The 26,063-nt window shown below is 51.3% G+C and carries 29 protein-coding genes and 1 other annotated feature; of the genes, 16 read left to right on the plus strand and 13 right to left on the minus strand.

Annotation, left to right across the window (positions count from 1 at the left end; all coding sequences use genetic code 11):
• Positions 1-4 precede the first annotated feature (4 nt).
• Positions 5-442: a type II toxin-antitoxin system RatA family toxin gene (locus ACKI5T_RS11275; RefSeq protein ID WP_041689497.1), complete on the plus strand. Its 438-nt coding sequence runs from the start codon at positions 5-7 to the stop codon at positions 440-442.
• Entirely contained in the window at positions 432-719 is a 288-nt protein-coding gene (locus ACKI5T_RS11280; RefSeq protein WP_015960092.1) for an RnfH family protein, read from the plus strand. The genes ACKI5T_RS11275 and ACKI5T_RS11280 overlap by 11 nt, the downstream gene beginning before the upstream one ends.
• 80 nt (positions 720-799) lie before the next feature.
• Here the strand turns inward: ACKI5T_RS11280 and bamE are convergent, their stop codons facing one another.
• From bamE to nadK, 3 genes are all read right to left on the minus strand, one after another.
• A complete protein-coding gene (gene bamE, locus ACKI5T_RS11285) occupies positions 800-1,141 on the minus strand; it encodes an outer membrane protein assembly factor BamE (RefSeq protein ID WP_015960091.1) in 342 nt (113 codons plus the stop codon).
• A 137-nt stretch (positions 1,142-1,278) separates the two neighbouring features.
• On the minus strand, positions 1,279-2,940 hold the full coding sequence (gene recN / locus ACKI5T_RS11290) for a DNA repair protein RecN (RefSeq protein WP_407437453.1): 1,662 nt from the start codon (positions 2,938-2,940) through the stop codon (positions 1,279-1,281).
• An 86-nt stretch (positions 2,941-3,026) separates the two neighbouring features.
• A complete protein-coding gene (nadK, locus tag ACKI5T_RS11295; protein ID WP_407437454.1) occupies positions 3,027-3,905 on the minus strand; it encodes an NAD(+) kinase in 879 nt (292 codons plus the stop codon).
• Between the two features lie 122 nt (positions 3,906-4,027).
• On the opposite strand from nadK, the gene grpE reads away from it, so the two are divergent.
• Positions 4,028-4,621: a nucleotide exchange factor GrpE gene (grpE, locus tag ACKI5T_RS11300; RefSeq protein WP_407437455.1), complete on the plus strand. Its 594-nt coding sequence runs from the start codon at positions 4,028-4,030 to the stop codon at positions 4,619-4,621.
• Positions 4,622-4,655: 34 nt separating this feature from the next.
• On the opposite strand, the gene ACKI5T_RS11305 is transcribed toward grpE, so the two are convergent.
• Complete coding sequence (locus ACKI5T_RS11305) at positions 4,656-5,942, minus strand: HlyC/CorC family transporter (RefSeq protein WP_071818762.1); 1,287 nt, start codon at positions 5,940-5,942, stop codon at positions 4,656-4,658.
• An 18-nt stretch (positions 5,943-5,960) separates the two neighbouring features.
• Complete coding sequence (locus ACKI5T_RS11310; RefSeq protein ID WP_041689707.1) at positions 5,961-6,752, minus strand: inner membrane protein YpjD; 792 nt, start codon at positions 6,750-6,752, stop codon at positions 5,961-5,963.
• Positions 6,753-6,918: 166 nt separating this feature from the next.
• Here ACKI5T_RS11310 and ffh point away from each other — a divergent pair, with 166 nt between their 5' ends.
• From ffh to ACKI5T_RS11345, 7 genes are all read left to right on the plus strand, one after another.
• Positions 6,919-8,280, plus strand: a complete 1,362-nt coding sequence (gene ffh, locus ACKI5T_RS11315; RefSeq protein WP_015960085.1) for a signal recognition particle protein — start codon at positions 6,919-6,921, stop codon at positions 8,278-8,280.
• 134 nt (positions 8,281-8,414) lie between these two features.
• Complete coding sequence (rpsP, locus tag ACKI5T_RS11320; RefSeq protein ID WP_059177789.1) at positions 8,415-8,663, plus strand: 30S ribosomal protein S16; 249 nt, start codon at positions 8,415-8,417, stop codon at positions 8,661-8,663.
• Positions 8,664-8,678: 15 nt separating this feature from the next.
• Positions 8,679-9,215: a ribosome maturation factor RimM gene (gene rimM, locus ACKI5T_RS11325; protein ID WP_041689496.1), complete on the plus strand. Its 537-nt coding sequence runs from the start codon at positions 8,679-8,681 to the stop codon at positions 9,213-9,215.
• 31 nt (positions 9,216-9,246) lie between these two features.
• Entirely contained in the window at positions 9,247-10,014 is a 768-nt protein-coding gene (gene trmD, locus ACKI5T_RS11330) for a tRNA (guanosine(37)-N1)-methyltransferase TrmD (RefSeq protein ID WP_015960082.1), read from the plus strand.
• A gap of 40 nt (positions 10,015-10,054) precedes the next feature.
• Positions 10,055-10,402, plus strand: a complete 348-nt coding sequence (gene rplS / locus ACKI5T_RS11335; protein WP_015960081.1) for a 50S ribosomal protein L19 — start codon at positions 10,055-10,057, stop codon at positions 10,400-10,402.
• A gap of 129 nt (positions 10,403-10,531) precedes the next feature.
• Positions 10,532-10,936: a DUF2946 domain-containing protein gene (locus ACKI5T_RS11340; protein ID WP_407437458.1), complete on the plus strand. Its 405-nt coding sequence runs from the start codon at positions 10,532-10,534 to the stop codon at positions 10,934-10,936.
• 60 nt (positions 10,937-10,996) lie between these two features.
• A complete protein-coding gene (locus ACKI5T_RS11345) occupies positions 10,997-12,364 on the plus strand; it encodes a PepSY-associated TM helix domain-containing protein (protein ID WP_407437460.1) in 1,368 nt (455 codons plus the stop codon).
• Positions 12,365-12,368: 4 nt separating this feature from the next.
• Here ACKI5T_RS11345 and ACKI5T_RS11350 read toward each other — a convergent pair whose 3' ends face one another.
• From ACKI5T_RS11350 to ACKI5T_RS11365, 4 genes are all read right to left on the minus strand, one after another.
• Positions 12,369-12,854 (minus strand): OmpA family protein, encoded by a 486-nt coding sequence (locus ACKI5T_RS11350; protein ID WP_407437462.1) that lies wholly within the window; start codon positions 12,852-12,854, stop codon positions 12,369-12,371.
• 13 nt (positions 12,855-12,867) lie between these two features.
• Complete coding sequence (gene dgcN, locus ACKI5T_RS11355; protein WP_407437463.1) at positions 12,868-14,088, minus strand: diguanylate cyclase DgcN; 1,221 nt, start codon at positions 14,086-14,088, stop codon at positions 12,868-12,870.
• Positions 14,081-14,614, minus strand: a complete 534-nt coding sequence (locus tag ACKI5T_RS11360; protein ID WP_407437465.1) for a YfiR family protein — start codon at positions 14,612-14,614, stop codon at positions 14,081-14,083. The genes dgcN and ACKI5T_RS11360 overlap by 8 nt, the downstream gene beginning before the upstream one ends.
• A 152-nt stretch (positions 14,615-14,766) precedes the next feature.
• Positions 14,767-15,141: a DUF2799 domain-containing protein gene (locus tag ACKI5T_RS11365; RefSeq protein WP_407437467.1), complete on the minus strand. Its 375-nt coding sequence runs from the start codon at positions 15,139-15,141 to the stop codon at positions 14,767-14,769.
• Between the two features lie 211 nt (positions 15,142-15,352).
• Here ACKI5T_RS11365 and aroF point away from each other — a divergent pair, with 211 nt between their 5' ends.
• From aroF to ACKI5T_RS11380, 3 genes are all read left to right on the plus strand, one after another.
• On the plus strand, positions 15,353-16,423 hold the full coding sequence (gene aroF / locus ACKI5T_RS11370) for a 3-deoxy-7-phosphoheptulonate synthase AroF (RefSeq protein WP_133631150.1): 1,071 nt from the start codon (positions 15,353-15,355) through the stop codon (positions 16,421-16,423).
• A 9-nt stretch (positions 16,424-16,432) separates the two neighbouring features.
• Positions 16,433-17,554 (plus strand): bifunctional chorismate mutase/prephenate dehydrogenase, encoded by a 1,122-nt coding sequence (gene tyrA, locus ACKI5T_RS11375; RefSeq protein ID WP_235133871.1) that lies wholly within the window; start codon positions 16,433-16,435, stop codon positions 17,552-17,554.
• Between the two features lie 61 nt (positions 17,555-17,615).
• Positions 17,616-18,488 (plus strand): SMP-30/gluconolactonase/LRE family protein, encoded by an 873-nt coding sequence (locus tag ACKI5T_RS11380; RefSeq protein WP_407437469.1) that lies wholly within the window; start codon positions 17,616-17,618, stop codon positions 18,486-18,488.
• Here ACKI5T_RS11380 and pheA read toward each other — a convergent pair.
• From pheA to bamD, 4 genes are all read right to left on the minus strand, one after another.
• Positions 18,485-19,645 (minus strand): bifunctional chorismate mutase/prephenate dehydratase, encoded by a 1,161-nt coding sequence (gene pheA / locus ACKI5T_RS11385; protein ID WP_407437471.1) that lies wholly within the window; start codon positions 19,643-19,645, stop codon positions 18,485-18,487. The genes ACKI5T_RS11380 and pheA overlap by 4 nt on opposite strands.
• A gap of 28 nt (positions 19,646-19,673) precedes the next feature.
• Positions 19,674-19,799, minus strand: a sequence feature (Phe leader region).
• Positions 19,751-19,798: a pheA operon leader peptide PheL gene (gene pheL, locus ACKI5T_RS11390; protein WP_106379811.1), complete on the minus strand. Its 48-nt coding sequence runs from the start codon at positions 19,796-19,798 to the stop codon at positions 19,751-19,753. It overlaps the preceding feature by 48 nt.
• A gap of 103 nt (positions 19,800-19,902) precedes the next feature.
• The gene (gene raiA / locus ACKI5T_RS11395; RefSeq protein WP_015960070.1) at positions 19,903-20,244 is read right to left on the minus strand and encodes a ribosome-associated translation inhibitor RaiA; all 342 of its coding nucleotides are present in this window, start codon (positions 20,242-20,244) and stop codon (positions 19,903-19,905) included.
• Between the two features lie 269 nt (positions 20,245-20,513).
• Positions 20,514-21,251, minus strand: a complete 738-nt coding sequence (gene bamD / locus ACKI5T_RS11400) for an outer membrane protein assembly factor BamD (protein WP_407437474.1) — start codon at positions 21,249-21,251, stop codon at positions 20,514-20,516.
• Positions 21,252-21,381: 130 nt separating this feature from the next.
• Between bamD and rluD the strand changes: the two genes are divergently transcribed.
• The 3 genes from rluD to clpB all read left to right on the plus strand — a co-directional run bounded on the left by rluD (position 21,382) and on the right by clpB (position 25,793).
• On the plus strand, positions 21,382-22,362 hold the full coding sequence (gene rluD, locus ACKI5T_RS11405) for a 23S rRNA pseudouridine(1911/1915/1917) synthase RluD (protein ID WP_015960068.1): 981 nt from the start codon (positions 21,382-21,384) through the stop codon (positions 22,360-22,362).
• Positions 22,359-23,090 (plus strand): purine nucleoside phosphorylase YfiH, encoded by a 732-nt coding sequence (yfiH, locus tag ACKI5T_RS11410; RefSeq protein WP_407437475.1) that lies wholly within the window; start codon positions 22,359-22,361, stop codon positions 23,088-23,090. Before rluD ends, yfiH begins: the two co-directional genes overlap by 4 nt.
• Before the next feature lie 129 nt (positions 23,091-23,219).
• A complete protein-coding gene (gene clpB, locus ACKI5T_RS11415; protein WP_407437477.1) occupies positions 23,220-25,793 on the plus strand; it encodes an ATP-dependent chaperone ClpB in 2,574 nt (857 codons plus the stop codon).
• Positions 25,794-26,063 lie beyond the last annotated feature (270 nt).

Below are 26,063 nucleotides of genomic sequence, written 5' to 3' on the forward strand. Positions count from 1 at the left end.
AGCTATGCCTCAGATTAGCCGTACTGCGCTTGTTCCGTTCAGCGTGGAGCAAATGTACCAATTAGTGAACGACGTTAAGTCCTATCCACAATTTATTCCGGGATGTACCGGAAGCCGAGTGCTGGAGGCCGGTCCGACTCAGATGACGGCGGCAGTGGACGTCTCGAAAGCGGGGATCAGTAAAACGTTTACCACCCGTAACACGTTGACGGACAACCAGAGTATTTTGATGCATCTGGTCGATGGCCCTTTCAAAAAACTGATGGGTGGCTGGAAATTTACGCCACTGAGTGCTGACGCGTGTCGCATCGAATTCCATTTGGACTTCGAATTTACCAATAAGCTGATTGAACTGGCGTTTGGCCGGATTTTCAAGGAGCTGGCTGCGAATATGGTTCAGGCGTTTACTGTCCGCGCGAAAGAGGTTTACAGTGTCGCGTAAGATCGCTGTCGAAGTCGCTTACGCATTACCTGAAAAGCAGTATCTACAGCAGGTAAAATTGGACGAGGGCGCAACCGTTGAGGAAGCGATCCGGGCATCGGGTTTGCTAGAACTTCGTCGTGACATTGATCTGGCTAAAAACAAAGTCGGTATTTACAGCCGGCCCGTTAAGCTCGGCGATGTGGTGAATGATGGGGATCGCGTTGAGATTTATCGTCCGCTGATTGCTGATCCAAAAGAGCTGCGTCGTCAGCGTGCGGAGAAGGCAGGGAAGTAGAATCTCTTTTGCTAACCTCAGCAGAGATAATAAAAAAGGTGCTCAATGAGCACCTTTTTGCATTTTTCGATTCTGAAAACTTACTCTTTGGTGAGAGCAGGTTTGTTGTCAATGTTCGTTAACACACCGCTGCTGTTAAAGGTCAGCGTGAGCGTCTGCTGCGTTACGCCTTCATGACCAGGCTGCTGACGGAAAACGTAGAACCAGGTATTGGTGCCGAATGGATCGGACATCATCGGGGTTCCCAATGCATAAGCGACCTGCTGTTGTGTCATACCGACACGAACTTTAGACACATCGTTAGGTGTGAGGTAGTTCCCCTGGTTGATGTCAGGACGGTAAACCACTCGCTCCAGAGTGGAACAACCTGCGGTCAACATCAGAAGAACCGCTGCGACAGCGGTCAGCGTTTTACAGCGCATAGTGATTTGATTCCTTTTCGGGCCCGAGCAATACGCGGCTCATATGTTATATGCCGATGATAATAGACCTTGCCCCACTTTGAAACCGGTCTGACGGCGTTTTGTTGTTCTGTATGACCCTGAGATCCCGAAAAAGTTTATGCAGCCAGCAGTTCTTTGGCGTTTGCGAGCGTATTTCGTGTGACTTCGCTACCGCCCAGCAGTCGTGCCAGCTCCTGGAGACGCGCACGTTTATCAAGCGGCTGCATATGGGTTTCTGTCATTTCGCCATCCGTTTCTTTACTCACAAAGAAATGATGATGCCCACAACCAGCCACCTGCGGAAGGTGAGTGACGCACATCACTTGGGTGGATTCACCCAACTGGCGTAGCAATTTACCCACAACGGCAGCGGTTGGGCCGCTGATCCCGACATCCACTTCATCGAAAATGAGTGCAGGCGTTTCCATTTTACGTGCAGTAATCACCTGGATGGCCAGAGCGATACGGGAAAGCTCACCGCCTGATGCCACTTTCGAGATCGCCTGCAAAGGCTGCCCTGGGTTTGTCGTTACGCGGAACTCAACGCGATCTGCACCTTCGGCGGTGAGATGCTGTTCTTCAAATTTAACGTCGATCGCAAAGACGCCGTGTGGCATCGATAATACGTGCATGCTCTCGGTAATGTGCTGACTCAATTCCTGAGCGTACTGCTGGCGTACCTCATGAAGCTGCTTCGCTGTGGCCAGCGCCTGCTGATGGTGAATATTCGCTGCCAGCGAAAGGGTTTCCAGAGAGTCGGCTTGATCGTCAAGCTGCTGTTGCTCATCCAGTAAAGACTGATGGTAATTGGGTAACTCTTCCGGGGTGACGTGGTGTTTACGTGCCAGAGAAATCTGTTTTGAAATGCGTTGTTCAAGTTCAAACAAACGATTCGGATCGAGATCCAGACGCTCACAATAATGGCGCAGCTCTTCACTGGCTTCAGAAATCTGAATCGCCGCTTCTTCAAGCATTTCCATTACGCTTGAGAGTTTACTGTCCAGCCCCACTAACTCAGTCACCTGTTGGCGAACGCTATACAGCTGGCTTTGCAGGTTGACGTCTTCCCCATCGGCCAGCAGATTTAAAGCTTGCTGGCTGGTTGAAATCAGGTGGCCGCTGTTCGCCAGCCGTTTGTACTCTTCGTCGATTTGTTCGAATTCGCCCAACTGCGGCTGAAATTCATTGAGTTCTTTGAGCTGATACTCCAGCAGTTCGGCACGCGCTAAACGTTCCTGGCTTTGCTGTTGGTGCTGGGCCAGCTCACGGCAGCTTTGGTGCCACTGACGATAGTGCTCAGCCATCAGTTGAGTGAGCGCATACTCACCTGCATAGCCGTCGAGAAGGGACTTTTGCTGTTCAGGTTTAATCAATTGCTGATGGGCGTGTTGACCGTGGATTTGGATCAGCAACTGGCCCAGTTCCCGAAGTTGGGAAAGCGGAACCGCAGTACCGTTGATAAAGCCGCGAGAACGACCATCGTTGCTGATTACGCGGCGAAGTAAACACTCACGTCCATCTTCAAGCTGGTTCGCTTCAAGCCAGCGCAGGGCGGCAGGCGTGTCTTTAAGGGAGAAACGCGCGCAGAGATCAGCGCGGTTTGCGCCTGAGCGGACGATATCGCCTTCGGCACGACCGCCAAGGCACAAGCCGAGCGCATCAATGGCAATAGATTTACCTGCACCGGTTTCACCGGTAATAGCCGTCATTCCGCTCAGGAAGTCGATCTCAAGTTCACGAACAATGGCGAAGTTGCTGATGGTCAGTTGTGCCAGCATAATTGTTTTCCTGTATGAAAAACCATAACTGTATTTTCATACAGTATAAACTGGTTTTTTATACAGTAAAGTACTGGATGCAAAAATTAGAACAATTTTTTCGACCAGCCAAGTTTTGAGCTTAATGTATTGAAATAACTGTAGTCTTTTGGGTGGATCAGATTCAAGTGGTAGTCGCAACGACGGATTAATACGTCTTCCCCTTCCTGGATAGGCAGGGCAATCTGGCTGTCGCAGCTAATTTCGAGATCGTTACGGCGATGTGAAAAGCGCAGTCGAATAGTGCTGCTGCTGTTAATCACCAGTGGGCGAGCAGAGAGCGTGTGCGGGAACATGGGGACTAACGTGATCGCGTCCAGCGACGGAGTCAGAATCGGTCCGCCCGCAGAAAGGGAATACGCCGTTGAGCCTGTCGGGGTCGAAATAATTAACCCATCAGAACGCTGCGAAAAGGCGAAAACTTCGTCGATATAGACCTCGAATTCAATCATGTGTGCGACTTTGCCAGGGTGCAGCACAACTTCATTAATCGCCGTGCTGATGCGCTTCTGGCAGTCTTGCTGACAGACCTGCGCTTCCAGCAGAAAGCGTTTTTCGCTGATATAATGACCATCAAGTACATCAGCAAGTTGTTGATGGGCATTGTCAGGGTCGAGATCGGTCAGAAAACCCAGGTTACCGCGATTGATACCAATAACCTTAATATCATAGCGCGCCAGCGTTCGGGCGGCCCCCAGCATGTTGCCGTCACCGCCGACCACGACCGCGAGATCGGCCTGTTGTCCGATTTCCGCCAGCGTGCCGGTTTTCACATTTTTGAGCTGTAATTCCTTGGCAATTTGCTGCTCAACCATCACCTCATAACCTTTCGCGCACAGCCAGCGATACAGCATTTCATGTGTCGTCAGCGCGGTTGGATGACGTGGATGTCCGACAATCCCAATACACTTGAAATGATTATTCATTTTCTGGAGGTCCTTGTGCCGAATGATGGTGACAATGTGCTTTGTTCCCTTGAATCCCGGAAACTGATCCCCATAATAAGCGAAGTTAGCGAGATGAATGCAGAAAAAACGCGGAGAAATTCATGAGTAGTAAAGAACAGAAAACGCCTGAGGGGCAAGCCCCTGAAGAAATTATCACGGAACAGCACGATGAAGTTGAGGCTGTAGAGCCGGACGCGTCTGCTGAGCAGGTGGACCCGCGCGATGAAAAAATTGCGAATCTGGAAGCTCAGTTAACTGAAGCGCAGAATCGCGAGCGCGAAGGTGTGCTGCGTGTTAAAGCCGAAATGGAAAACCTGCGTCGCCGTACCGAGCTCGACGTTGAGAAAGCGCATAAATTTGCGCTGGAGAAATTCGTCAATGAGCTGTTGCCGGTGATTGATAGCCTGGATCGCGCCCTGGAAGTGGCAGACAAAGCGAATCCGGATATGACGGCGATGGTTGAAGGTCTTGAGCTGACGCTGAAATCCATGCTGGATGTGGTGCGTAAGTTCGGCGTTGAAGTGGTTGCTGAGATTGACGTTGCACTGGATCCGAACGTTCACCAGGCCATTGCGATGGTTGAGTCAGAAGACGTTGCTGCCGGTAACGTGCTGGCTGTGATGCAGAAAGGCTATACGCTGAATGGTCGCACAATTCGTGCTGCCATGGTCACTGTCGCGAAAGCGAAGGGCTAATCCGTTCTCCCCTCTCCGACGGAGAGGGGATTTCTCATTCTGCGACGCTGTCCCGCAGCGGTTTAACCGGAATGACTTTCACCTGCTTAATCATATTTTCCTGCACATCCAGAATATCAATATCGTACTGGCTGATACGCACGCGCGTTCCGGCAGCGGGGATCTCTTCCAGCACTTCCAGAATCATACCGTTAATCGTGCGCGCGTCCTCTTCCGGTAGGTGCCAGTTAAACGCTTTATTTAGCTCACGAACGTTGGTGCTGCCATCAATCAGCACCGAACCGTCGTTTTGCGGCGTGACTTCTTCTGCCAGTGACGGCGACATGGACGTTGTAAAATCACCAACGATTTCTTCCAGAATGTCTTCCACGGTAACCAGCCCCTGAATATCGCCATATTCATTTACGACCAGGCCCGCTTTCTTTTTATTTCGCTGGAATTTGACCAGTTGGGTACTGAGCGGCGTACCTTCCGGTATGACATAAATTTCATCAGCCGCACGCAGCATCACCTCTTTGGTGAACTCTTTCTTTTCTTGCATGAGTCGCCAGGCTTCACGCACGCGCAGCATGCTGATGGCGTCATCCAGCGAATCTCGATAAAGAACGATGCGTCCGTGAGGAGAGTGCGTGAGTTGGCGGACAATCGCTTTCCAGTCATCGTTGATGTCGATACCGACAATTTCATTGCGCGGGACCATGATGTCGTCGACGCTGATCTTTTCCAGATCCAGTACCGAGAGCAGCATGTCCTGGTGACGGCGGGAAATTTGCGAGCGTGATTCATTCACAAGCGTGCGCAGTTCGTCTTTGCTGAGTGCGCTGCTGATGGTGACATCCGCTTTAATGCCCATTAAGCGCATCAGCAGACGCGTCACTTTATTGAGCAACCAGACCAGCGGCATCATCAGGATCAGCAACGGTCCCAACAGAAAGCTGCTTGGATAGGCCACCTTTTCGGGATAGAGCGCGGCGATGGTTTTTGGCAGTACTTCGGCGAAAACCAGCACCACGAACGTCAGTACGCCGGTGGCAATTGCCACACCTGCGTTGCCATAAAGACGCATCCCGACGATGGTGCCCAGCGCAGAAGCCAGAATGTTGACCAGGTTATTACCGATCAAGACCAGGCTAATCAGGCGATCAGGCTTGCGTAGCAGCTTTTCAACGCGGCGGGCGGCGCGGTTACCTTGTTTAGCGCGATGACGTAACCGGTAGCGGTTTAGCGTCATCATGCCGGTTTCCGAGCCAGAGAAGTAGGCGGAGATGACCACCATGACGATCAGCGTAACGATCAGCGTGGTGGTTGAGATGTGTTCCAGGGGGAACTCCTTTGTTGCTTAGCTGACGAACTGCTGTATGACGCGGCTACCGAAATAGGCCAGGGTCAAAATGCCAGCGCCTGCGACGTTAAACCAGACGACGCGACGACCGCGCCAGCCCTTGTGATAATGGCCCCATAACAGGACAACATAAACAAACCACGCGATGATAGAGAGCACGGCTTTATCGATGTTCTCAACGCTGAATAAATTCTGCATATAAAACAAACCGGTACACAGCGTCAGCGTTAGCAGCACCACGCCAATCTGCGTGATGTGAAACATCTTGCGCTCTATCACCATCAGCGGTGGCATTTCCTGGTTAAATACCAGCTTTTTGTTTTTTAGCTGGTAGTCAATCCACGCCAATTGCATTGCATACAATGCGGCAATAATCAGCGTTGCGTAGGAGAATAATGACAGCCCGATGTGCACCATCATGCCGGGTGTGGTTTCCAGATGCGTGATGAACTCGTTTGGCACGAAAGTCGCGAAAGCCAGATTGATGAGCGCGAAGGCATAGACAATCGGCAGTAACAGCCACCCGCGATTTTTAGAGGCGACAATGGTCATCACCGTACAAATCATCAGGCTCACCAGCGAACCGACGTTCAGCACGCTCAAATTTTGGACGCTGCCGTCGCCTGGAATAATACGCGATTCCAGGGCAAACGCATGGCTTACCAGTGCGATCACCGCCGACAAAATAGCCATCCGTCGCCAGCCGCTGTTTTTTTGCAACAGGCCAGGAATGATCAGCGCAAGGCTGAAAGAGTAGGCAACAAGGGCGATCAGTGCGAAAACAGGCATATAGGCGTCGACAGTTGTCTGAATAAGAAAGATAAGCAGTATAACGTTACGTGACGCGTGCTCCAACCGTTGCATAACAACAAAGACGCCTTCATGTTATACTCCGGCAAAATTCTGTGTATGTGTCGCTGTGGCGACCCAACGTTTCTACATCAGGCGAGAGACAATGTTTGATAATTTAACCGATCGTTTGTCGCGCTCGCTGCGCAACATCAGCGGCCGTGGACGACTTACCGAAGACAATGTTAAAGAGACGCTGCGCGAAGTGCGTATGGCGTTACTCGAAGCCGACGTGGCGCTGCCGGTCGTGCGTGAATTCATCAATCGTGTGAAAGAAAAAGCGGTTGGTCATGAAGTGAATAAGAGCCTGACCCCAGGTCAGGAGTTCGTCAAAATCGTACGCAACGAGCTGGTTGCGGCGATGGGCGAAGAAAACCAGGTTCTGAACCTGGCCGCGCAACCGCCAGCTGTGGTTCTGATGGCCGGTTTGCAGGGTGCGGGTAAAACCACCAGCGTCGGTAAGCTGGGTAAATTCCTGCGCGAAAAGCACAAAAAGAAAGTGCTGGTTGTTTCTGCCGACGTTTACCGCCCTGCGGCGATCAAACAGCTAGAAACGCTGGCGCAACAGGTTGAGGTCGATTTCTTCCCGTCCGATGTGGCGCAAAAACCGGTTGATATCGTTAATGCCGCGTTGAAAGAAGCCAAACTGAAGTTTTACGACGTGCTGCTGGTGGATACCGCCGGTCGTTTGCACGTTGATGAAGCGATGATGGATGAAATCAAACAGGTTCATGCCGCGATCAATCCGGTAGAAACCCTGTTTGTTGTCGACGCCATGACGGGCCAGGATGCGGCAAATACCGCAAAAGCGTTTAACGAAGCGCTGCCGCTGACCGGCGTTGTCCTGACCAAAGTGGACGGCGACGCCCGCGGCGGTGCGGCGCTCTCAATTCGTCATATCACCGGTAAGCCGATTAAGTTCCTCGGCGTGGGTGAAAAGACCGAAGCGCTGGAACCTTTCCACCCGGACCGTATTGCGTCACGTATTCTCGGTATGGGCGACGTGCTGTCGCTTATCGAAGATATCGAGAGCAAGGTTGACCGCGCGCAGGCTGAGAAGCTCGCGAGCAAGCTGAAAAAAGGTGACGGTTTTGATTTGACCGACTTCCTGGAACAGCTGCGTCAGATGAAAAACATGGGCGGCATGGCGAGCCTGATGGGCAAGCTGCCGGGTATGGGTCAGATTCCTGACAACGTGAAAGCGCAGATGGATGACAAAGTGCTGGTGCGTATGGAAGCTATCATCAACTCGATGACGCTGAAAGAGCGCGCAAAACCAGAAATCATTAAAGGCTCACGCAAACGCCGTATTGCTGCCGGTTGCGGTATGCAGGTGCAGGACGTTAACCGTCTTCTGAAACAGTTCGACGACATGCAGCGCATGATGAAGAAAATGAAGAAGGGCGGTATGGCGAAAATGATGCGTGGGATGAAAGGGATGATGCCTCCAGGATTCCCTGGCAGATAAATCGTGTTTAATGCTCAGTATCAAGATGCTGATTGCATTTTCCCCAGAAATCAGTAAAATTTTCGGGCTTTTAATATGACACTGGGCTCCGTTCCTCGATGGGGCCCAGTGTTTTATTCACACAAGAGGATGTTATGGTAACTATTCGTTTAGCACGTCACGGCGCGAAAAAGCGTCCGTTCTACCAGGTTGTTGTTACTGACAGCCGTAATGCACGCAACGGTCGCTTCATCGAGCGCGTTGGTTTCTTCAACCCGCTGGCTAGCGGTGCAGAAGAAGAAACTCGTCTGGATCTGGATCGTGTCGCTCACTGGGTTGGCCTGGGCGCGACTGTTTCCGACCGCGTTGCTGCGCTGATCAAAGCAGCAAACAAAGCAGCTTAATCTGTCACGGTGGTCATGATGAGCAATAAAGCACCTGTTGAACCGATCGTATTGGGAAAAATGGGTTCTTGCTACGGTATCCGTGGTTGGCTCAGAGTGTTTTCCTCCACTGAAGACGCTGAAAGCATTTTTGATTACCAGCCCTGGTTTATCCAGAAAGGCGGTAAGTGGGAAGAGGTCGAGCTGGAAAGCTGGCGTCGCCACAATCAGGATATCGTGATCAAGCTGAAAGGCGTTGAAGATCGCGATGCTGCGAATCTCCTGACGAATTGCGAAATTGTCGTTGATTCATCGCAGTTGCCAAAGCTTGACGATGGCTACTACTGGAAAGACCTTATGGGTTGCCAGGTAGTAACCACGGAAGGATACGAGCTCGGTAAAGTCATTGATATGATGGAAACGGGCTCAAATGACGTTCTCGTCATTAAGGCAAACCTGAAAGATGCATTTGGCATCAAGGAGCGGTTGGTTCCGTTCCTCGATGGACAGGTTATCAAGAAAGTCGATCTCACTACTCGTACGATTGAAGTAGATTGGGATCCTGGTTTTTAAATTCTCCGGATAAACGGTAAAAGACGGCGCTATGTGGATTGGCATTATCAGCCTGTTTCCTGAAATGTTCCGCGCGATTACTGATTACGGGGTAACTGGCCGGGCAGTAAAAAAAGGCCTGCTGAACATCCAGAGCTGGAGTCCTCGTGACTTCGCGCATGACCGGCACCGTACCGTGGACGAACGTCCTTACGGCGGCGGACCGGGGATGTTAATGATGGTGCAACCCTTACGGGACGCGATTCATACAGCAAAAGCCGCGGCAGGTGAAGGCGCAAAGGTGATTTATCTGTCACCTCAGGGACGCAAGCTTGATCAAGCGGGCGTGAGCGAACTGGCGACGAATCAGAAACTGATTCTGGTCTGTGGTCGCTATGAGGGCATAGATGAGCGCGTAATTCAGACCGAGATTGACGAAGAATGGTCTATCGGCGATTACGTTCTCAGCGGTGGTGAGCTACCGGCAATGACGCTGATTGACTCTGTAGCCCGGTTTATTCCGGGTGTACTGGGCCATGAAGCATCGGCAACAGAAGATTCTTTTGCCGACGGGTTGCTGGACTGTCCACACTATACTCGTCCTGAAGTGTTAGAAGGGATGGAGGTACCGGCGGTATTACTGTCAGGTAACCATGCCGAGATACGTCGCTGGCGTTTGAAGCAGTCGCTGGGCCGCACCTGGCTTAGAAGACCTGAACTTCTGGAAAACCTGGCTCTGACTGAAGAGCAAGCAAAGTTGCTGGCCGAGTTCAAAAAAGAACACGCGCACCAGCAGCATAAACATGATGGGATGGCGTAAGCCCCCAAATATCAGTTTACCCAGGATAAGAGATTAAATTATGAGCAACATTATTAAGCAAATTGAACAAGAGCAGATGAAGCAGGACGTACCTTCATTCCGTCCGGGTGATTCCGTGGAAGTGAAAGTATGGGTTGTTGAAGGTACCAAAAAACGTCTGCAGGCATTCGAGGGCGTGGTTATCGCTATTCGTAACCGCGGTCTGCACTCTGCATTCACTGTTCGTAAAATTTCTAACGGCGAAGGTGTTGAGCGTGTCTTCCAGACTCACTCTCCAGTAATTGACAGCATTTCTGTTAAACGCCGTGGTGCTGTACGTAAAGCTAAACTGTACTACCTGCGTGAGCGTACTGGTAAGTCTGCTCGTATCAAAGAGCGTCTTGGCTAAGATTCGCTTAAGCGACATCCTGATAAAGGGGCTGGCCGAAAGGTCGGCCCTTTTTTATGTAAATGAACTCACGATGTTAACCATCCTTTCATAAATCATTTACAATGCTCCCTCTTCACTGGAGGGCAATTGGATAACGCACTGTATCATTCAGCCTTGAAACGCGCAGCGGCCTGGACCGCGCTGTTTGCGATCCTGCTGATTGTGGTTGCTCCTCTTATCTCTATCTCGCTGCAAAAAGATCCCATGAGCACCATGCCTGGCATGCATCACGATATGAATGCTATGCCGATGGACGATCATCATGGTGATACCCCGCACTCAATGCCAGTCGATCATGCGGAGGCGTGCGGGTATTGTGTGCTGATGGCGCACGTTCCAGGCATGATTTTAGCCCTGGTGGTGGTGCTGAGTGCCGTTCTGCAAAGACTTAGCATAAAGCCACCACGCCCGGTGGTGAGCCACTGGCACTACTTCCCCTGGTTGTATCCTGATACGCGCGCGCCGCCGCGGTGGACTGCTTTTTCCCGTTAAAAATAAAACGCACACCTGATTGGGTATGCCGATAACTTTTTACCTGCACAAAGGAAAAGTATGACCACCTGTACTCCGCGCGCAGCATGGGGAAACCTGCTGCGTCGCCTGCATTTTTACATTGGGCTATTTGTCGGCCCGTTTATCTTCTTTGCCGCGCTGACCGGAACCTTGTACGTCGCTACGCCGCAGCTTGAGAGCTATATGTACAAGCATGCATTGTACGGAGAAACGTCTGGTGAATCGCAGTCTTTGGCTGAGCAAATTGTGGTGGCCGAGAAAGCGGTAGGTAACGACTTACGTCTTCACGCCGTACGTCCCGGTTTGGTCAGCGGTGAAACCACTCGTGTGATGTTTACCGATCCGCAGCTGGGGCCGTCAGAGCATCGGGCTATTTTTGTTGATCCCGTAAGTCTTGCGGTCCGTGGCGATATGACAGTGTATGGAACCAGTGGGATTCTGCCGCTACGCCAGACTATCGACTATCTGCACAGATCACTGATGCTGGGTGATGTTGGCCGTTTATACAGCGAGCTGGCAGCGTCATGGATGTGGATTGCCGCGTTGGGAGGTATTGCACTGTGGTCTTACACTCGCCCAAAACGGCGCATCAATAATCGATTTCAGAACCGCCGTCGCGTGCATGTGACGTTAGGTTGGGTGCTGTTGGGTGGCATGCTGCTGTTTTCCGCCACCGGGCTGACCTGGTCTCAATGGGCGGGAGGAAACGTTGATAAATTGCGCTCTGAAATGAATTGGTTAACGCCTCAGGTCAATACCAAACTGCAGGGACCGGCGGAAGAGGTTGATCCTCATGCCGAACATCACGGGCATTACAGTGCGATGATGATGTCTGAGATGGCAATGGATCTGACGCTTTTCGACAACGTTCTGAATGCCGCAAGATCAGCGGGCATTGATGCCAGCAAGCTGGAGATCCGACCGGCAAAAATGGCCGATCGGGCGTGGACCGTGACGGAGATCGATCGTGGCTGGCCAACGCAGGTGGATGCGGTCGCTATTGATCCGCATTCCATGCAGATCCTGGATCGCACCCGTTTTGCGGATTTCCCGCTCATGGCGAAACTGACCCGCTGGGGTGTTGATTTCCACATGGGGATTCTCTTTGGGCTGGTAAATCAGCTGGTGCTGATCGCTTTCGGTATCGCTCTGTGCGTGTTGATTGCCTGGGGATATCGAATGTGGTGGATGCGACGCCCAACGCAGTCGGCAAGCAACCCCGTATTGACCCTTTGTCAGTGCTGGATGGCGTTGCCAGTGAGCGGACGGATTGTCTCGCTCATGATCAGCATGGCGTTGGGGCTGGCAATGCCAGTGATGGGATGCAGTCTGCTGCTCTTTGTGGTCATTGACTGGTTGCGCTGGCGCGCGCAGTCGACGTTATCACTGGCTGAATCAGCAAAGTAATCGGTTAAGGCGTGCTGATCACCACCGCAACACGGCGGTTTTCAGCGCGTCCTTGTGAAGTGCTATTGCTGGCGACCGGGTATTTTTTGCCTAATCCCTGCGTAGTGAGATTGCTGCGCGGGATATTTGCCCCTTTAGCCCAGGCATCAGCCACCACGTTTGCCCGCTTTAACGACAAGGATTGGTTGTAACTCTCTTCACCGTAGTTGTCGGTATGTCCATCCATCCGGGCGTGCGTCAAGCCCGTTCCCGCCAGGTGTGAGGCCATCGACTGAATTTGTTGCTCGCTTTCGGCTCTGAGTTGCGACTCATTTTTGCCGAACAAAATTTTGTCAGAGAGACCGAGTGACCAGTCACCGTTCATTTCATTGAAGCCGTAAGACTTCATCGCAGCGACTTGTTCTGGCGTAAATTTTCCCTGATGGGGGGCATGACAGCCCGCCAGAATAGTTGATGCTAATAAAACCGGAGCGAGATATCGCCTGAACATAGCGTATTCCTTTTTAAGATATTATTTTTGTGCGCTGGTTTTTCACCAGATACATATTACGGTCGGCTTGCTCCAGTAATGCCTCTACTGAGGTATTTTCCCACGTTAGAGCAAAGCCAATGCTGAGTGACATGTTTGCAGTGTGCCCGTTATGAAGATCGTACGGACGGAGGAATTGCTGCGAAAGGGCAGCACAAAGTTGTTGGACGTCTGTTGCCGAATGGACGCCGTACAGAATCATGGCAAATTCATCTCCGCCAAGGCGGTACGATTGATGACGTTTCGCGCCAAACTCAACCATGCGGTTCGCCACTTCAATCAACACACAATCTCCGGCCGCATGACCCCATGTGTCGTTAATAAGCTTAAAGTCATCGCCATCAAGGAACAGCAGAGCGGAGTTGGTTTGCGCAGAGGCGTCTTTCATCAGCGCCGCAATGCTGTTGCGGAAGGCGGCACGATTGGCGAGACCGGTCAGGGGGTCATGCATCGCGGTTCGCATCAACTGCGCATTCCTCGCCTGTAGCTTAAGTTGCCACTCTTCCATTTCATCGAGCAGGCTATTAAAGTCCTGGCCGAAGCGATGAAATTCTTCAATTCGCTCTTCTTCCACCCGACGCGAAAAGTTGCGATTCGATTTAACGTCATGCACAACATCAGTGATGTTTTGTAGCGCGTTCACTATTCCGTTGTGCAGAGACTGCGTGATGGACAGGGCGACAAAGGCAGCGATAAGAATACACCCGGTCAGGACGGCGAAAGACATCCAGATAAAGTGGCTGATCAGGCTGTCGCGCGCAGTAATACGCACTTCACCAATAGCATGACCGTTATGTAAGACGGGCTGAATCGCGGGTGTGGGGAACAGCCAGCGGCTGACAAGAGTCCCTAGCGCATCAGGATTATCGTCGGGATTCCACGACCAGTGCGCAAAACGTTTACCCTGTCCGTCGAGCACTTCGGCTACGGCGAACTGCCCCTGTTTGCCCAACATCGCAAGCGTTTCAGTGGCAGCTGTCGCGTCGTTAAACACCAGCGAAGCCTCAAGACTGCGGCTCATTGTGGCGCTGGTTAATTCGAGATTTTTTTGCGCATATTGTTTTAGCGTGACGACCGAGGCAATAGATAATAATAGCCATATCAGGGTCATAGTGATAACGACGCTAATCATACTGATGCGTCTTAACGTTCTTTTAAATGTCGGGCGTGACGTTGAAGTGAATTCCTTATTCATACTTCTTATTCCGGGCAAGCATTAACACTTCTGGATTGACCCTGACACCACTACGGGATAGTGCATCCAGATTTATAGAAAATCGTACTGCGTCTTCATTAATTATCAGGCAAAATGCGCTGCCAATAACGCATTCAGAATTTTGTTCGGCGATTAATAGCAGCGCTCTTCCCTGATAACGGTTTATTAATTCAAGCTGGCTTGCGGGTGATTCGTTACCAAAATAAATAGCATCGCAAGTGGCATCAAGTGCTTCAGATTCACTATGAACAATCAGCGGGCTATAAGGTAAAGGTACGGCCCCACTTTTACTGAGCGCCTGTGTATAGTGTGAAGAGGCAAAAATACAGAGCTTGGGCTGGCCGGAAAGCGAGGGCCAGCGGGTATAACTGACGATTCCAGAGACGATCGCGCGGACCGATTTATCCGTCGGCGTTTGCGCTGCGGCGAGAGTTTTCCCTCCGACCGTCAGAAGTATTAGCGCCAGTGTCAGTTGGCATAAAGAGATCGCAAAATAATGTCTCATCTGAAACCGCCGCACCGCTCTGGAATATATATCTCTCAATATTATCCGCAGACTATCATTTTTTACGTGAGTCGTCATTATGTGAAATTGTTGTTCACGGGACTTAAGTAAAATCTAAAGCAAAATTCGAATGCAACCGCTATGCGATAAGGTCAATTAAGCCTGGAGGCTCGCAAACCTTCATCCATTCCTTTTTGCCAGGATTTACGCAATAAATCCGCATTTTCTGCTGTATCGCAACTGGCGGGGAATATTTTCCCCGAGAGACCCCACGCATAGACAAAGTCTTCAGTACATATTCTTTTCTGGCCATCTGCATAACCACGCAGATATTCACTACGATTCACATCGGGATCGTTAAAGCTATCGGTGAGCGTTTCATTGCTTTTTACCGACGCACCATTCATGGCATCTTCTTTGCCGGCAGTAAACCAGCTGGTGCCGGTCCAGTCTGGCTGGAAGGTGTAGGGATTGATTTGACAGCCTGTCAAAAGCAGTGCCAGCAGGGCGAAAACCAGTGGGCGCATAGTATTCTCCTTTTTGTTCAGCATAGCCTGGCGTTGAGAAGTTTAACTGTAATTTTATGTTTACGATAATGGCGGGGTTATTTTGCTATAAAATGCATAGTGTAAATTAAAATTTACGGAATTTGGATTGAAATCTTTACTGCGTATGGTATTGTGAGCTCACCTCATCGAGGAAAACACTATCGCAAACGAGCATTACAGGATCGCCATCATGCAAAAAGACGCGCTGAACAACGTACATATTACCGACGAACAAGTTTTGATCACTCCGGATCAGTTAAAGCTGGAATTCCCACTGAGTTCTGAGCAAGAAGCGCAAATCGAGCAGTCGCGCCAGACCATCTCTGACATCATTGCTGGTCGCGATCCGCGCCTGCTGGTGGTGTGCGGCCCTTGCTCGATTCACGATCCTGAAACTGCGATTGAATATGCTCGTCGATTTAAAGTGTTAGCCGAAGAGGTCAGCGATAGCCTCTACCTGGTCATGCGCGTCTATTTTGAAAAACCTCGTACCACCGTGGGCTGGAAGGGGTTGATCAATGACCCGCATATGGATGGTTCGTTTGATGTTGAATCCGGCCTGAAGATTGCGCGTCATCTGCTGGTTGAACTGGTCAGCATGGGGCTGCCACTGGCGACTGAAGCGCTCGATCCTAATAGCCCGCAATACCTCGGCGATCTGTTTAGCTGGTCTGCGATTGGTGCACGTACAACCGAATCACAAACTCACCGCGAGATGGCTTCTGGCCTGTCGATGCCGGTCGGTTTTAAAAATGGCACCGATGGCAGTCTGGCCACCGCCATCAACGCCATGCGTGCCGCTGCTATGCCGCACCGTTTTGTCGGGATTAACCAGGCCGGCCAGGTTTGCCTGCTGCAAACTCAGGGTAACCCTGATGGACATGTGATTTTGCGCGGCGGTAAAGCACCGAACTACAGCCCTGCGGATGTGGCGCAGTGTGAAAAAGAGATGGAACAGGCGGGACTGCGTCCGGCTCTGATGGTAGATTGCAGCCATGGTAATTCGAACAAAGATTACCGTCGCCAGCCTGCGGTTGCGGAATCCGTGGTCGCCCAAATTAAAGATGGTAACCGTTCTATTATTGGTCTGATGATTGAGAGCAATATCCATGAAGGTAATCAGTCGTCTGAACAGCCGCGCAGTGCCATGAAACACGGTGTATCCGTTACGGACGCCTGTATCAGTTGGGAAGCGACAGACGCTTTGCTGCGTGAGATCCACAAAGATTTGAACGGTCAACTGGCGACGCGTCTGGCTTAAGAGGTTTTTATGGTTGCAGAATTGACCGCACTGCGCGATCAAATTGATGAAGTCGACAAGGCGCTGCTGGATCTTCTGGCACGCCGCATGTCGCTGGTCGCTGAAGTCGGTGAAGTGAAAAGCAAATACGGTTTGCCGATTTATGTGCCGGAGCGTGAAGCGTCAATGCTGGCGTCCCGACGCGATGAAGCGCAGTCCATGGGGGTTTCCCCTGATTTGATTGAAGATGTACTGCGTCGCGTGATGCGTGAATCCTACTCCAGCGAGAACGACAAAGGATTTAAAACCCTGTGTCCGTCATTGCGCCCAGTGGTAATTGTGGGCGGCGGCGGACAGATGGGCCGTCTGTTCGAAAAAATGCTGACGCTTTCTGGTTATCAGGTGCGCATTTTTGAAAAAGAGGATTGGGCACGCGCGACAGATTTGATGGCTGATGCGGGCATGGTTATCGTCAGCGTGCCGATTCATGTCACTGAGCAGATTATTGCGAAGCTCCCACCGTTACCGGATGACTGCATTCTGGTTGATCTGGCGTCGGTGAAAAATGGTCCACTCCAGGCGATGCTGACGGCGCACAAAGGCCCGGTATTGGGGTTACACCCAATGTTTGGCCCGGATAGCGGCAGTCTGGCGAAGCAGGTGGTCGTGTACTGTGATGGTCGTCAGCCCGAAGCCTATCAGTGGTTCCTGGAACAGATTCAGGTATGGGGCGCGCGTTTACATCGCATCAGTGCTGTTGAACACGATCAGAACATGGCGTTTATTCAGGCACTGCGCCACTTTGCGACCTTTGCCTATGGTTTGCATCTGGCGGAAGAAAACGTTCAGCTTGAGCAACTGTTGGCGCTTTCGTCACCCATCTACCGTCTTGAACTGGCGATGGTGGGGCGTCTGTTTGCGCAGGATCCGCAACTCTACGCGGATATTATTATGTCGTCAGAGAATAATCTGGCGCTGATCAAACGTTATTACCAGCGTTTTGGTGAGGCTATCGCATTACTGGAACAAGGCAACAAGCAGGCGTTTATCGACAGTTTCCGCAAGGTCGAGCACTGGTTTGGGGATCACGCGAAACGTTTCCAGAATGAAAGCCGTACTCTGTTGCGCCAGGCGAATGATAGTCGCCAGTAGCCCAGTGATGTATATACTGAAAGCCAGCTTAGCTGGCTTTTTTCATTTTTGGGGATGGGTCATGGTTGAACCGCACGTTCTGTTTGATTACACCGGGCATTTACCTGAATGCCCGACCTGGAGTGAGGGCGAGAATGCGCTCTACTGGGCGGATATTCTGGAAGGGGAGATTCATCGGTATCATCTCCCGTCGGCTGCTCACTCTGTTCTCTCTTTCCACGAAGAAGTCGGGTGCTTTGCATTACGCGAGAAGGGCGGTTTTATCGTGGCAATGCGTAACGCTATCTGGCTTACCGACAAACACGGTTTGCTCCAGCGTAAAGTCTGCGATAACCCTTCCAATCCTCAGCTAGCACGTTTTAACGACGGTGGTACCGATCATCGTGGACGTTTTTACGCGGGCACATTCTGGGGGCCTGGCGATTATAACGGCGCCATGCTGATGCGCATTGAAAACGACCTGACGCCTAAAGTTATTCAGTGTGATATTCACGGGCATAACGGCCTGGCGTTTAGCCCGGACCACCAATGGATGTTTACCTCGGATACGCCAAATAGCGTGATTTACCGTACGCCCTTAAATGAACATGGCGAGCCGGGAATGCGTAAAGATTTTCGCCGGTTTGAAAAGGGGGAGGGCATGCCTGACGGTGCGGCGATGGACGTTGAAGGGGGCTACTGGAGCGCACTGTTTGATGGCTGGCGTATTGCGCGTTTTTCACCGCAGGGTGAACAACTGGAAGAATACCGACTGCCGGTGCGTTGTCCGACGATGGTTTGCTTTGGCGGTGATGACATGAAAACGCTGTTTATCACGACGACGCGAGAAAATATGGACGCTGAAGAAGTGGCTAAATATCCGCTTTCTGGTGCGATCTTCACCCTGCCAGTTAACGTGGCAGGAATGAAGAAAAGCCCGTTCGTCGAACGTTAAACCGGATCGACCGGTACCACGTTTTCGCCTGGATAGCAGCCCAATACCTTCATTGAACGGGTGATTTCACCCAATTCACGCAGGGCTTTCTGCATGGAAGCGGACTCCAGGTTGGCCTGGATATCGAGATAAAACATCTCTTCCCACGGATTACCGTTGATTGGGCGGGACTCTAGCTTGGTCATGATCAGATTGTGATTCCGCAGAACCAGCAGCGCTTCTACCAACGCACCGGCCTGCTGACCCGTTGCCATAAGCAACGTTGTTTTGGCGGGCACCTGTTCGGATACGTTAATGGCTTTGCGCGCCAGGACCACGAAGCGGGTGATGTTTTGCGTTTGATTTGCCAGGTTTCGCTCCAGTACCTGCAGGCCGTACAGCGCACCACCGGCTTCACTGCCCAACGCTGCAACGGTCGGCGAATTAGCCTGCGCGACTTTCTCCATCGCTGCCGAGGTGCTCTCGGTGTACTCAATTTTCCAGTTCGGGTAACGGTTCAGGAACTGACTGCACTGCTGGAATGGCTGCGGGTGGCTATAAACCGTGTTGACCTGGCTGAGATCGGTTGAACCCGAAACCAGAACGCAATGGTCAATAGGGATATTCAGCTCGCCAACCAGCGACAGACTGGTGTGCTGGAGCAGGTCGTAGACATCGTTAATCGCGCCGGAGCTGGTGTTTTCAATCGGGACGACGGCGTAATCAGCTTGCCCGGTTTCGACCTGATTAAAGATATCGGCGAATTTTGCGCAGCCGCTTTCAATGAATTCTTCGAAATGACGTGCCGCATACTGGCGCGCTGCAAGATGGGAATACGATCCTTTTGGCCCGAGGAAGGCCACGCGCGCTGAGTGCGGATTGGTTTGATTCAAATGCTGTTGCAGCAACGCCTGCTGGGTGAGAACGGAATCTTCGATGATGAGCTGAAAAAGGCGAGTGATGTAGTGAGCATCCAGATGATGAGCTTTACCAAGCTGAATCAGGCGTTCCAGCAAATCGCGCTCGCGATCGATGTCTCGCACCGGGCGGTGGGAATCCAGCTTGGCTTTACCCACTTCAACTGCAAGCGCACGGCGTTCGGCCAGCAGCGCCAGTAGTTTCTCGTCCAGCGCGCTGATTTTTACTCGCAGATCCAGTAACGGGTTTTCCGATGTCATAGCGTTGCCTATTTCGTTTATTGTTATCATAAAAAAGGCCTCCCGGTTTGGGAGGCCTTGTTGTTCGTCTTCGCATTCTTTATCACACGACGAAACGCCTCCCATTCAGGGGAAGGTAAAAAAGAATGCGAAGAAAAACGGGGTATATTTCATGAATTCATCCTGTGAGTGATAGCTCTAAAGTACCCGTACTGTTTTCATTCTGTCAATAAAAAACGCGCCCGAAGGCGCGTTGGCGGTACACTCAATTTAAAGGATTACTCTTCTTCAACTTCTTCCGCTAAGCTTGCGTCTTTCACCGATGTAGCGGCGCGACGGGCTTCGCCTTTGTGTTGCACTTTATTGAGCTGCCGTTCCAGCTTGTTGATCAAATCGTTGATAGCCGTATACATATCTTCGTGTTTAGCGCTGGCGACCAGATGGCCGTTAGGTGTATTGATAGTTGCATCAGCGGTGAAACCCTTCGGTTCCTTAGACAGAATGATATGCGGGTTAATCAGGTGTGTTTGCCATTTATCCAGTTTGGCGAGACGGTCTGCGACGTGCTGGCGGATTGCCGGAGTAATTTCCATTTGTTTACTGGTAATGTTCATTGTCATAAAAGTTACCTCTTGTCTTTCCGTCTTAGTGATTCCAGCATACCTTTCCCAATGTCAAAATGTGTGATCTAAATCACGTATTTTTGTCACTTTTTGTCAGGGAACCTTTTTTGTGAGCCTCGACAGGAAGACGCGTTTTTTTCCTTGTCGAAGTGCGGATTTGCAGCCATAGTTGATAGGATTGGTCGGGGCTATAGCGCCCCAGCAAGCGATGAAATGAATAAAAAAACGGCAGCCCATGGGCTGCCGTTTTACATAGCGTAAAGCAATTAGGTATTGTTGCTGTTCGCGGCAATGATCATCGCTACTTTTTCTGCCTGAGCGTTCATCTGCATCTGGCGATAGGCATTTTCCATCAGCTTCAGTCCGTCGCGGGTCGCCTGAGTGTCAGGATAATCACGCAACATTCCTTCTACGCGGTTCACGACTGCCACCCATGCACCACGGCGGGTATAGTATTCGGCAACGGAGTATTCATACTTAGCCAGACGATCTTTCAGGAACACCAGACGCTTGGTCGCATCGGTGGTGTACTGGCTGTTTGGATAGCCGCGTACCAGTTTTGAGAAATCGTTGAAGGCATCGCGCGCGTGCTGCGGGTCGCGGTCAGAACGATCCACACCGAAGAAACCTTGCAGAGCGCTGTCATCCAGCGCCATGTTGGTTAGGCCACGCATATACATGACATAATCAATGTTCGGATGAGTCGGGTTCAGACGCATGAAGCGATCGATCGTTGCCTGAGCCAGCGGCAGATCGGCATTTTTATAGTAGGCGTAGATAAGATCTAACTGTACCTGCTGGGAATAAGGACCAAATGGATAACGATTATCCAGCGCTTCCAGTTGCGTTATGGCCTGTTTCCAGTTACCGTCCTGGAGTTTTTGCTGAGCAGTCGCATAGATTTCATTCGGCGGATTGTCAGGGACCTGTTCATTTGAACCGGAGCAGCCCACCAAAGCCAGGCTCAACGTGGCCGCTGCCACCAGATATTTCATGCGCGTCATGACGTTTTGACTTTCCTCAAATGTTTGTCCGGGAGAATCTCTTTCCTGCTCCCGATTAAGACCAGCTACAATAGCACACTATATTATACGGCAAAGCCGTAAAACCCAACGTTAAACGAAGAAGCAGTCTATGGCACAACGAGTAGAACTCACCGCAACAGTCTCCGAAAATCAGCTCGGTCAACGCTTAGATCAAGCTTTGGCCGAAATGTTCCCTGATTATTCGCGTTCACGCATAAAAGAATGGATTCTTGACCAACGAGTGATGGTCAACGGCAAAGTTTGGGACACGCCAAAAGAGAAAGTGTTAGGTGGGGAAGTGGTCGCCATCAATGCTGAAATCGATGAAGAAGTCCGTTTTGAAGCACAAGATATCCCGCTTACCATCGTCTATGAAGATGATGACATTCTGGTGATCAACAAGCCTCGCGGCCTGGTTGTCCACCCGGGAGCGGGTAATCCTGATGGTACAGTGCTGAATGCGCTGCTCCACTACTATCCACCGATTACCGATGTGCCTCGTGCAGGCATCGTGCATCGTCTGGATAAAGACACAACCGGTTTGATGGTCGTCGCAAAAACCGTTCCGGCGCAAACGCGCTTGGTGGAATCGTTGCAGCTGCGTGAAATCACCCGTGAATATGAAGCGGTCGCGATTGGTCACATGACCTCAGGCGGTACGGTAGAAGAACCGATCAGCCGTCATCCGACCAAACGCACGCACATGTCAGTGCATCCGATGGGGAAACCCGCGGTAACGCATTACCGCATTATGGAACATTTCCGCATTCATACGCGTTTGCGTTTGCGTCTGGAAACGGGCCGTACTCACCAGATCCGTGTGCACATGTCGCACATTACGCATCCGCTGGTGGGTGATCAGGTTTATGGCGGACGCCCGCGTCCACCTAAAGGCGCTTCTGAAGAATTTATCAGCACCCTGCGTAAATTTGATCGTCAGGCTTTACACGCCACTATGCTGCGCCTCTATCACCCGATTACAGGCATTGAAATGGAATGGCATGCGCCTATTCCTCAGGACATGGTCGAGCTCATCGAAGCGATGCGTGCAGATTTTGAAGAGCATAAGGATAAAGTGGACTGGTTATGACCAAACTGATTGTCCCGGCGTGGCCACTACCTAAAGGTGTGGCTGCCTGTAGTTCTACCCGAATCGGCGGCGTGAGTCAGAATGCGTGGGAGTCACTGAATTTAGGTGCGCACTGCGGCGATAACCTTGACCATGTTGACGAAAACCGCAAGCGGATGTTTGCGGCGGGGCATCTGCCTTCAAAACCGGTTTGGCTTGAGCAGGTGCATGGCACTGACGTATTGAAGTTAACGGGCGAGCCCTATACCTCAAAACGTGCGGATGCTTGCTACAGCAATACTCCCGGGACAGTTTGTGCCGTTATGACTGCCGACTGTTTGCCTGTTCTGTTGTGCAATCAAGCCGGTACAGAAGTTGCAGCAGCGCATGCCGGATGGCGTGGGCTGTGTGCTGGTGTTCTGGAAGAGACCGTGGCATGTTTTGCGGATCGTCCGGAGAACATGATTGCCTGGCTTGGTCCGGCAATCGGTCCACAGGCCTTTGAAGTCGGCCCTGAAGTGCGCGACGCTTTCATCGCAGAAGATGCGCAGGCGGCGAGTGCGTTTAAGGTAAAAGGGGATAAATTTCTGGCTGATATTTATCAACTGGCTCGCCAGCGTTTAAACAATGTCGGCATCACGCACATCTTCGGCGGCGATCGGTGCACCTTCACAGAAAAGGGTGATTTTTTCTCTTATCGTCGCGACAACACCACTGGTCGTATGGCAAGTTTCATTTGGCTGATATAACCTATAGAATCAAGACGATCCGGCACGCGCCGTTTTCTTTTCGCATAATTCAGGTCATTAACCTTGAATAATTGAGGGATGACCTCATTTAATCTCCAGTAGCAAATTTGACCTGTTATGGGAGGAGTTATGCGTCTGGATCGTCTTACCAATAAATTCCAGCTTGCTCTCGCCGACGCCCAGTCACTCGCACTGGGGCGCGACAACCAATTTATCGAACCTCTTCATTTAATGAGCGCCTTGCTGAATCAGGAAGGGGGATCGGTACGTCCTTTACTCACGTCTGCTGGCATTAATGCTGGCCAGCTACGCACCGCCATCGATCAGGCAATCGGTCGTTTGCCGCAGGTAGAAGGCACCGGTGGTGACGTTCAGCCATCACAGGACCTGGTGCGTGTACTGAATCTTTGCGACAAGCTGGCGCAAAAACGTGGGGACAACTTTATTTCGTCAGAACTCTTCGTTCTGGCTGCGCTTGAATCACGCGGCACCCTGACCGATCTGTTGAAATCGGCCGGAGCCACAACCGCCAACGTGAGTCAGGCGATTGATCAAATGCGTGGAGGTGATAGCGTGAACGACCAGGGAGCCGAAGACCAACGTCAGGCTTTGAAGAAATTTACCATTGATCTGACCGAACGTGCCGAGCAGGGCAAACTCGATCCGGTCATTGGTCGCGATGAAGAGATCCGTCGAACCATCCAGGTGCTGCAACGCCGCACCAAAAATAACCCGGTGCTGATCGGTGAGCCAGGTGTGGGTAAAACCGCTATCGTCGAAGGTTTGGCGCAGCGAATTGTTAATGGTGAAGTGCCAGAGGGCTTGAAAGGTCGGCGTGTTTTAGCGCTGGACATGGGCTCGCTGGTGGCCGGTGCAAAATACCGCGGTGAATTTGAAGAGCGTCTGAAAGGGGTTCTGAACGATCTGTCTAAACAGGAAGGCAATGTCATTCTGTTCATCGATGAATTGCACACAATGGTCGGGGCAGGTAAAGCCGATGGCGCTATGGATGCGGGCAATATGCTCAAACCCGCTCTGGCGCGCGGTGAATTGCACTGCGTGGGTGCCACCACGCTTGACGAGTACCGACAGTATATAGAGAAAGATGCCGCGCTTGAGCGTCGTTTCCAGAAAGTGTTTGTCGCCGAGCCGACAGTTGAAGACACCATTGCTATTTTACGTGGCCTGAAAGAGCGCTATGAGCTGCACCATCATGTGCAAATTACTGACCCGGCGATTGTCGCGGCGGCAACGTTGTCGCATCGCTATATTGCCGACAGACAACTGCCTGATAAAGCTATCGACCTGATTGATGAAGCTGCATCCAGCATTCGTATGCAGATAGACTCGAAACCGGAAGAGCTTGACAGGCTGGAGCGTCGAATCATTCAGCTCAAGCTGGAACAGCAGGCGCTGAAGAAAGAGTCTGATGAAGCGAGTAAAAAACGCCTTGATATGCTTAATGAGGAGCTGGACGACAAAGAGCGCCAGTATTCCGAGTTAGAAGAGGAGTGGAAAGCGGAGAAAGCGTCACTTTCAGGAACGCAGACTATTAAGGCCGAACTTGAGCAGGCGAAAATTGCAATTGAACAAGCTCGTCGCGTAGGCGATCTGGGACGGATGTCAGAGCTGCAGTACGGCAAAATTCCTGAGCTGGAAAAACAGCTCGAGTTTGCCATGCAGTCTGAAGGTAAGACGATGCGGCTGCTGCGTAACAAAGTGACCGATGTCGAAATTGCCGATGTGCTGGCGCGTTGGACCGGTATTCCTGTCGCCCGCATGCTCGAAGGTGAACGCGATAAACTGCTGCGTATGGAGCATGATCTCCATCACCGCGTGATTGGCCAGAATGAAGCTGTCGAAGCGGTATCGAATGCCATTCGCCGTAGCCGCGCGGGGTTGTCTGACCCAAATCGTCCTATTGGTTCGTTCCTGTTCCTTGGGCCTACGGGGGTAGGTAAAACGGAACTGTGTAAAGCGCTGGCGAACTTTATGTTTGATAGCGATGACGCGATGGTGCGTATCGACATGTCGGAGTTTATGGAGAAACATTCCGTCTCGCGTTTGGTCGGGGCGCCTCCGGGATATGTGGGTTATGAAGAAGGCGGCTATCTGACAGAAGCTGTGCGCCGCCGTCCTTATTCCGTCATCCTGCTGGATGAAGTGGAAAAGGCTCATCCGGATGTCTTCAATATATTGTTGCAGGTATTGGACGATGGTCGACTGACGGATGGGCAGGGGAGAACTGTCGATTTCCGTAATACGGTTATCATTATGACTTCGAACCTGGGTTCTGATTTGATTCAGGAACGATTCGGCGAACTTGATTACGGCCATATGAAAGATCTGGTAATGGGCGTTGTGAGCCACAGCTTCCGTCCAGAATTCATTAACCGTATAGATGAAGTCGTGGTCTTCCACCCTCTGGGTGAGAAACACATTGCTTCTATTGCTCAGATTCAGTTGCAGCGTTTATATAAACGTCTTGAAGACCGTGGCTATGAAATACACATCTCTGACGATGCTCTGAAGCTGCTTAGCGAAAATGGTTACGATCCAGTGTATGGTGCTCGACCTTTGAAACGGGCTATCCAGCAGCAGATTGAAAACCCATTGGCACAACAGCTCCTGTCCGGGGAACTGGTTCCAGGGAAAATCATTCGTCTGGAAGTGAACGAAGACCGAATCGTCGCAGTGCAGTAAGATATAAAACAGCAAAACGAGCCCCAAGGGGCTCGTTTTTGTTTGGTAATTAAGCTGTGTCGTTTATTTAAAAAGCAAGTTGCCTGGAAAGTAGGCGCTTGATAAAAAATTTTTACTTTATACTTGCGGCCTCAGAATAACTCCCTATAATGCGCCTCCACTGACACGGAACAACGGAATACAAGCCGCCGGGTCAGCGGGGTTCAGCGATGAACGCCGGCAGAGAAAAGCGAAAATAAACGCTTGACTCTGAATGAGGAAAACGTATTA

Source organism: Lelliottia sp. (assembly GCF_045627565.1).
Taxonomy (GTDB): domain Bacteria; phylum Pseudomonadota; class Gammaproteobacteria; order Enterobacterales; family Enterobacteriaceae; genus Enterobacter.

Bases quoted from the DNA above. Each gene is read 5' to 3' on its own strand.
- nadK (WP_407437454.1), bottom strand. From the start codon at position 3,905: ATGAATAATCATTTCAAGTGTATTGGGATTGTCGGACATCCACGTCAT.
- ACKI5T_RS11275 (WP_041689497.1), top strand. From the start codon at position 5: ATGCCTCAGATTAGCCGTACTGCGCTTGTTCCGTTCAGCGTGGAGCAA.
- bamD (WP_407437474.1), bottom strand. From the start codon at position 21,251: ATGACGCGCATGAAATATCTGGTGGCAGCGGCCACGTTGAGCCTGGCT.
- rpsP (WP_059177789.1), top strand. From the start codon at position 8,415: ATGGTAACTATTCGTTTAGCACGTCACGGCGCGAAAAAGCGTCCGTTC.
- trmD (WP_015960082.1), top strand. From the start codon at position 9,247: ATGTGGATTGGCATTATCAGCCTGTTTCCTGAAATGTTCCGCGCGATT.
- ACKI5T_RS11310 (WP_041689707.1), bottom strand. From the start codon at position 6,752: ATGCCTGTTTTCGCACTGATCGCCCTTGTTGCCTACTCTTTCAGCCTT.
- rimM (WP_041689496.1), top strand. From the start codon at position 8,679: ATGATGAGCAATAAAGCACCTGTTGAACCGATCGTATTGGGAAAAATG.
- yfiH (WP_407437475.1), top strand. From the start codon at position 22,359: ATGACCAAACTGATTGTCCCGGCGTGGCCACTACCTAAAGGTGTGGCT.
- ffh (WP_015960085.1), top strand. From the start codon at position 6,919: ATGTTTGATAATTTAACCGATCGTTTGTCGCGCTCGCTGCGCAACATC.
- raiA (WP_015960070.1), bottom strand. From the start codon at position 20,244: ATGACAATGAACATTACCAGTAAACAAATGGAAATTACTCCGGCAATC.
- rplS (WP_015960081.1), top strand. From the start codon at position 10,055: ATGAGCAACATTATTAAGCAAATTGAACAAGAGCAGATGAAGCAGGAC.
- pheA (WP_407437471.1), bottom strand. From the start codon at position 19,645: ATGACATCGGAAAACCCGTTACTGGATCTGCGAGTAAAAATCAGCGCG.
- rluD (WP_015960068.1), top strand. From the start codon at position 21,382: ATGGCACAACGAGTAGAACTCACCGCAACAGTCTCCGAAAATCAGCTC.
- clpB (WP_407437477.1), top strand. From the start codon at position 23,220: ATGCGTCTGGATCGTCTTACCAATAAATTCCAGCTTGCTCTCGCCGAC.
- aroF (WP_133631150.1), top strand. From the start codon at position 15,353: ATGCAAAAAGACGCGCTGAACAACGTACATATTACCGACGAACAAGTT.
- tyrA (WP_235133871.1), top strand. From the start codon at position 16,433: ATGGTTGCAGAATTGACCGCACTGCGCGATCAAATTGATGAAGTCGAC.
- ACKI5T_RS11345 (WP_407437460.1), top strand. From the start codon at position 10,997: ATGACCACCTGTACTCCGCGCGCAGCATGGGGAAACCTGCTGCGTCGC.
- grpE (WP_407437455.1), top strand. From the start codon at position 4,028: ATGAGTAGTAAAGAACAGAAAACGCCTGAGGGGCAAGCCCCTGAAGAA.
- recN (WP_407437453.1), bottom strand. From the start codon at position 2,940: ATGCTGGCACAACTGACCATCAGCAACTTCGCCATTGTTCGTGAACTT.
- ACKI5T_RS11360 (WP_407437465.1), bottom strand. From the start codon at position 14,614: ATGAGACATTATTTTGCGATCTCTTTATGCCAACTGACACTGGCGCTA.
- bamE (WP_015960091.1), bottom strand. From the start codon at position 1,141: ATGCGCTGTAAAACGCTGACCGCTGTCGCAGCGGTTCTTCTGATGTTG.
- ACKI5T_RS11365 (WP_407437467.1), bottom strand. From the start codon at position 15,141: ATGCGCCCACTGGTTTTCGCCCTGCTGGCACTGCTTTTGACAGGCTGT.
- ACKI5T_RS11380 (WP_407437469.1), top strand. From the start codon at position 17,616: ATGGTTGAACCGCACGTTCTGTTTGATTACACCGGGCATTTACCTGAA.
- ACKI5T_RS11350 (WP_407437462.1), bottom strand. From the start codon at position 12,854: ATGTTCAGGCGATATCTCGCTCCGGTTTTATTAGCATCAACTATTCTG.
- dgcN (WP_407437463.1), bottom strand. From the start codon at position 14,088: ATGAATAAGGAATTCACTTCAACGTCACGCCCGACATTTAAAAGAACG.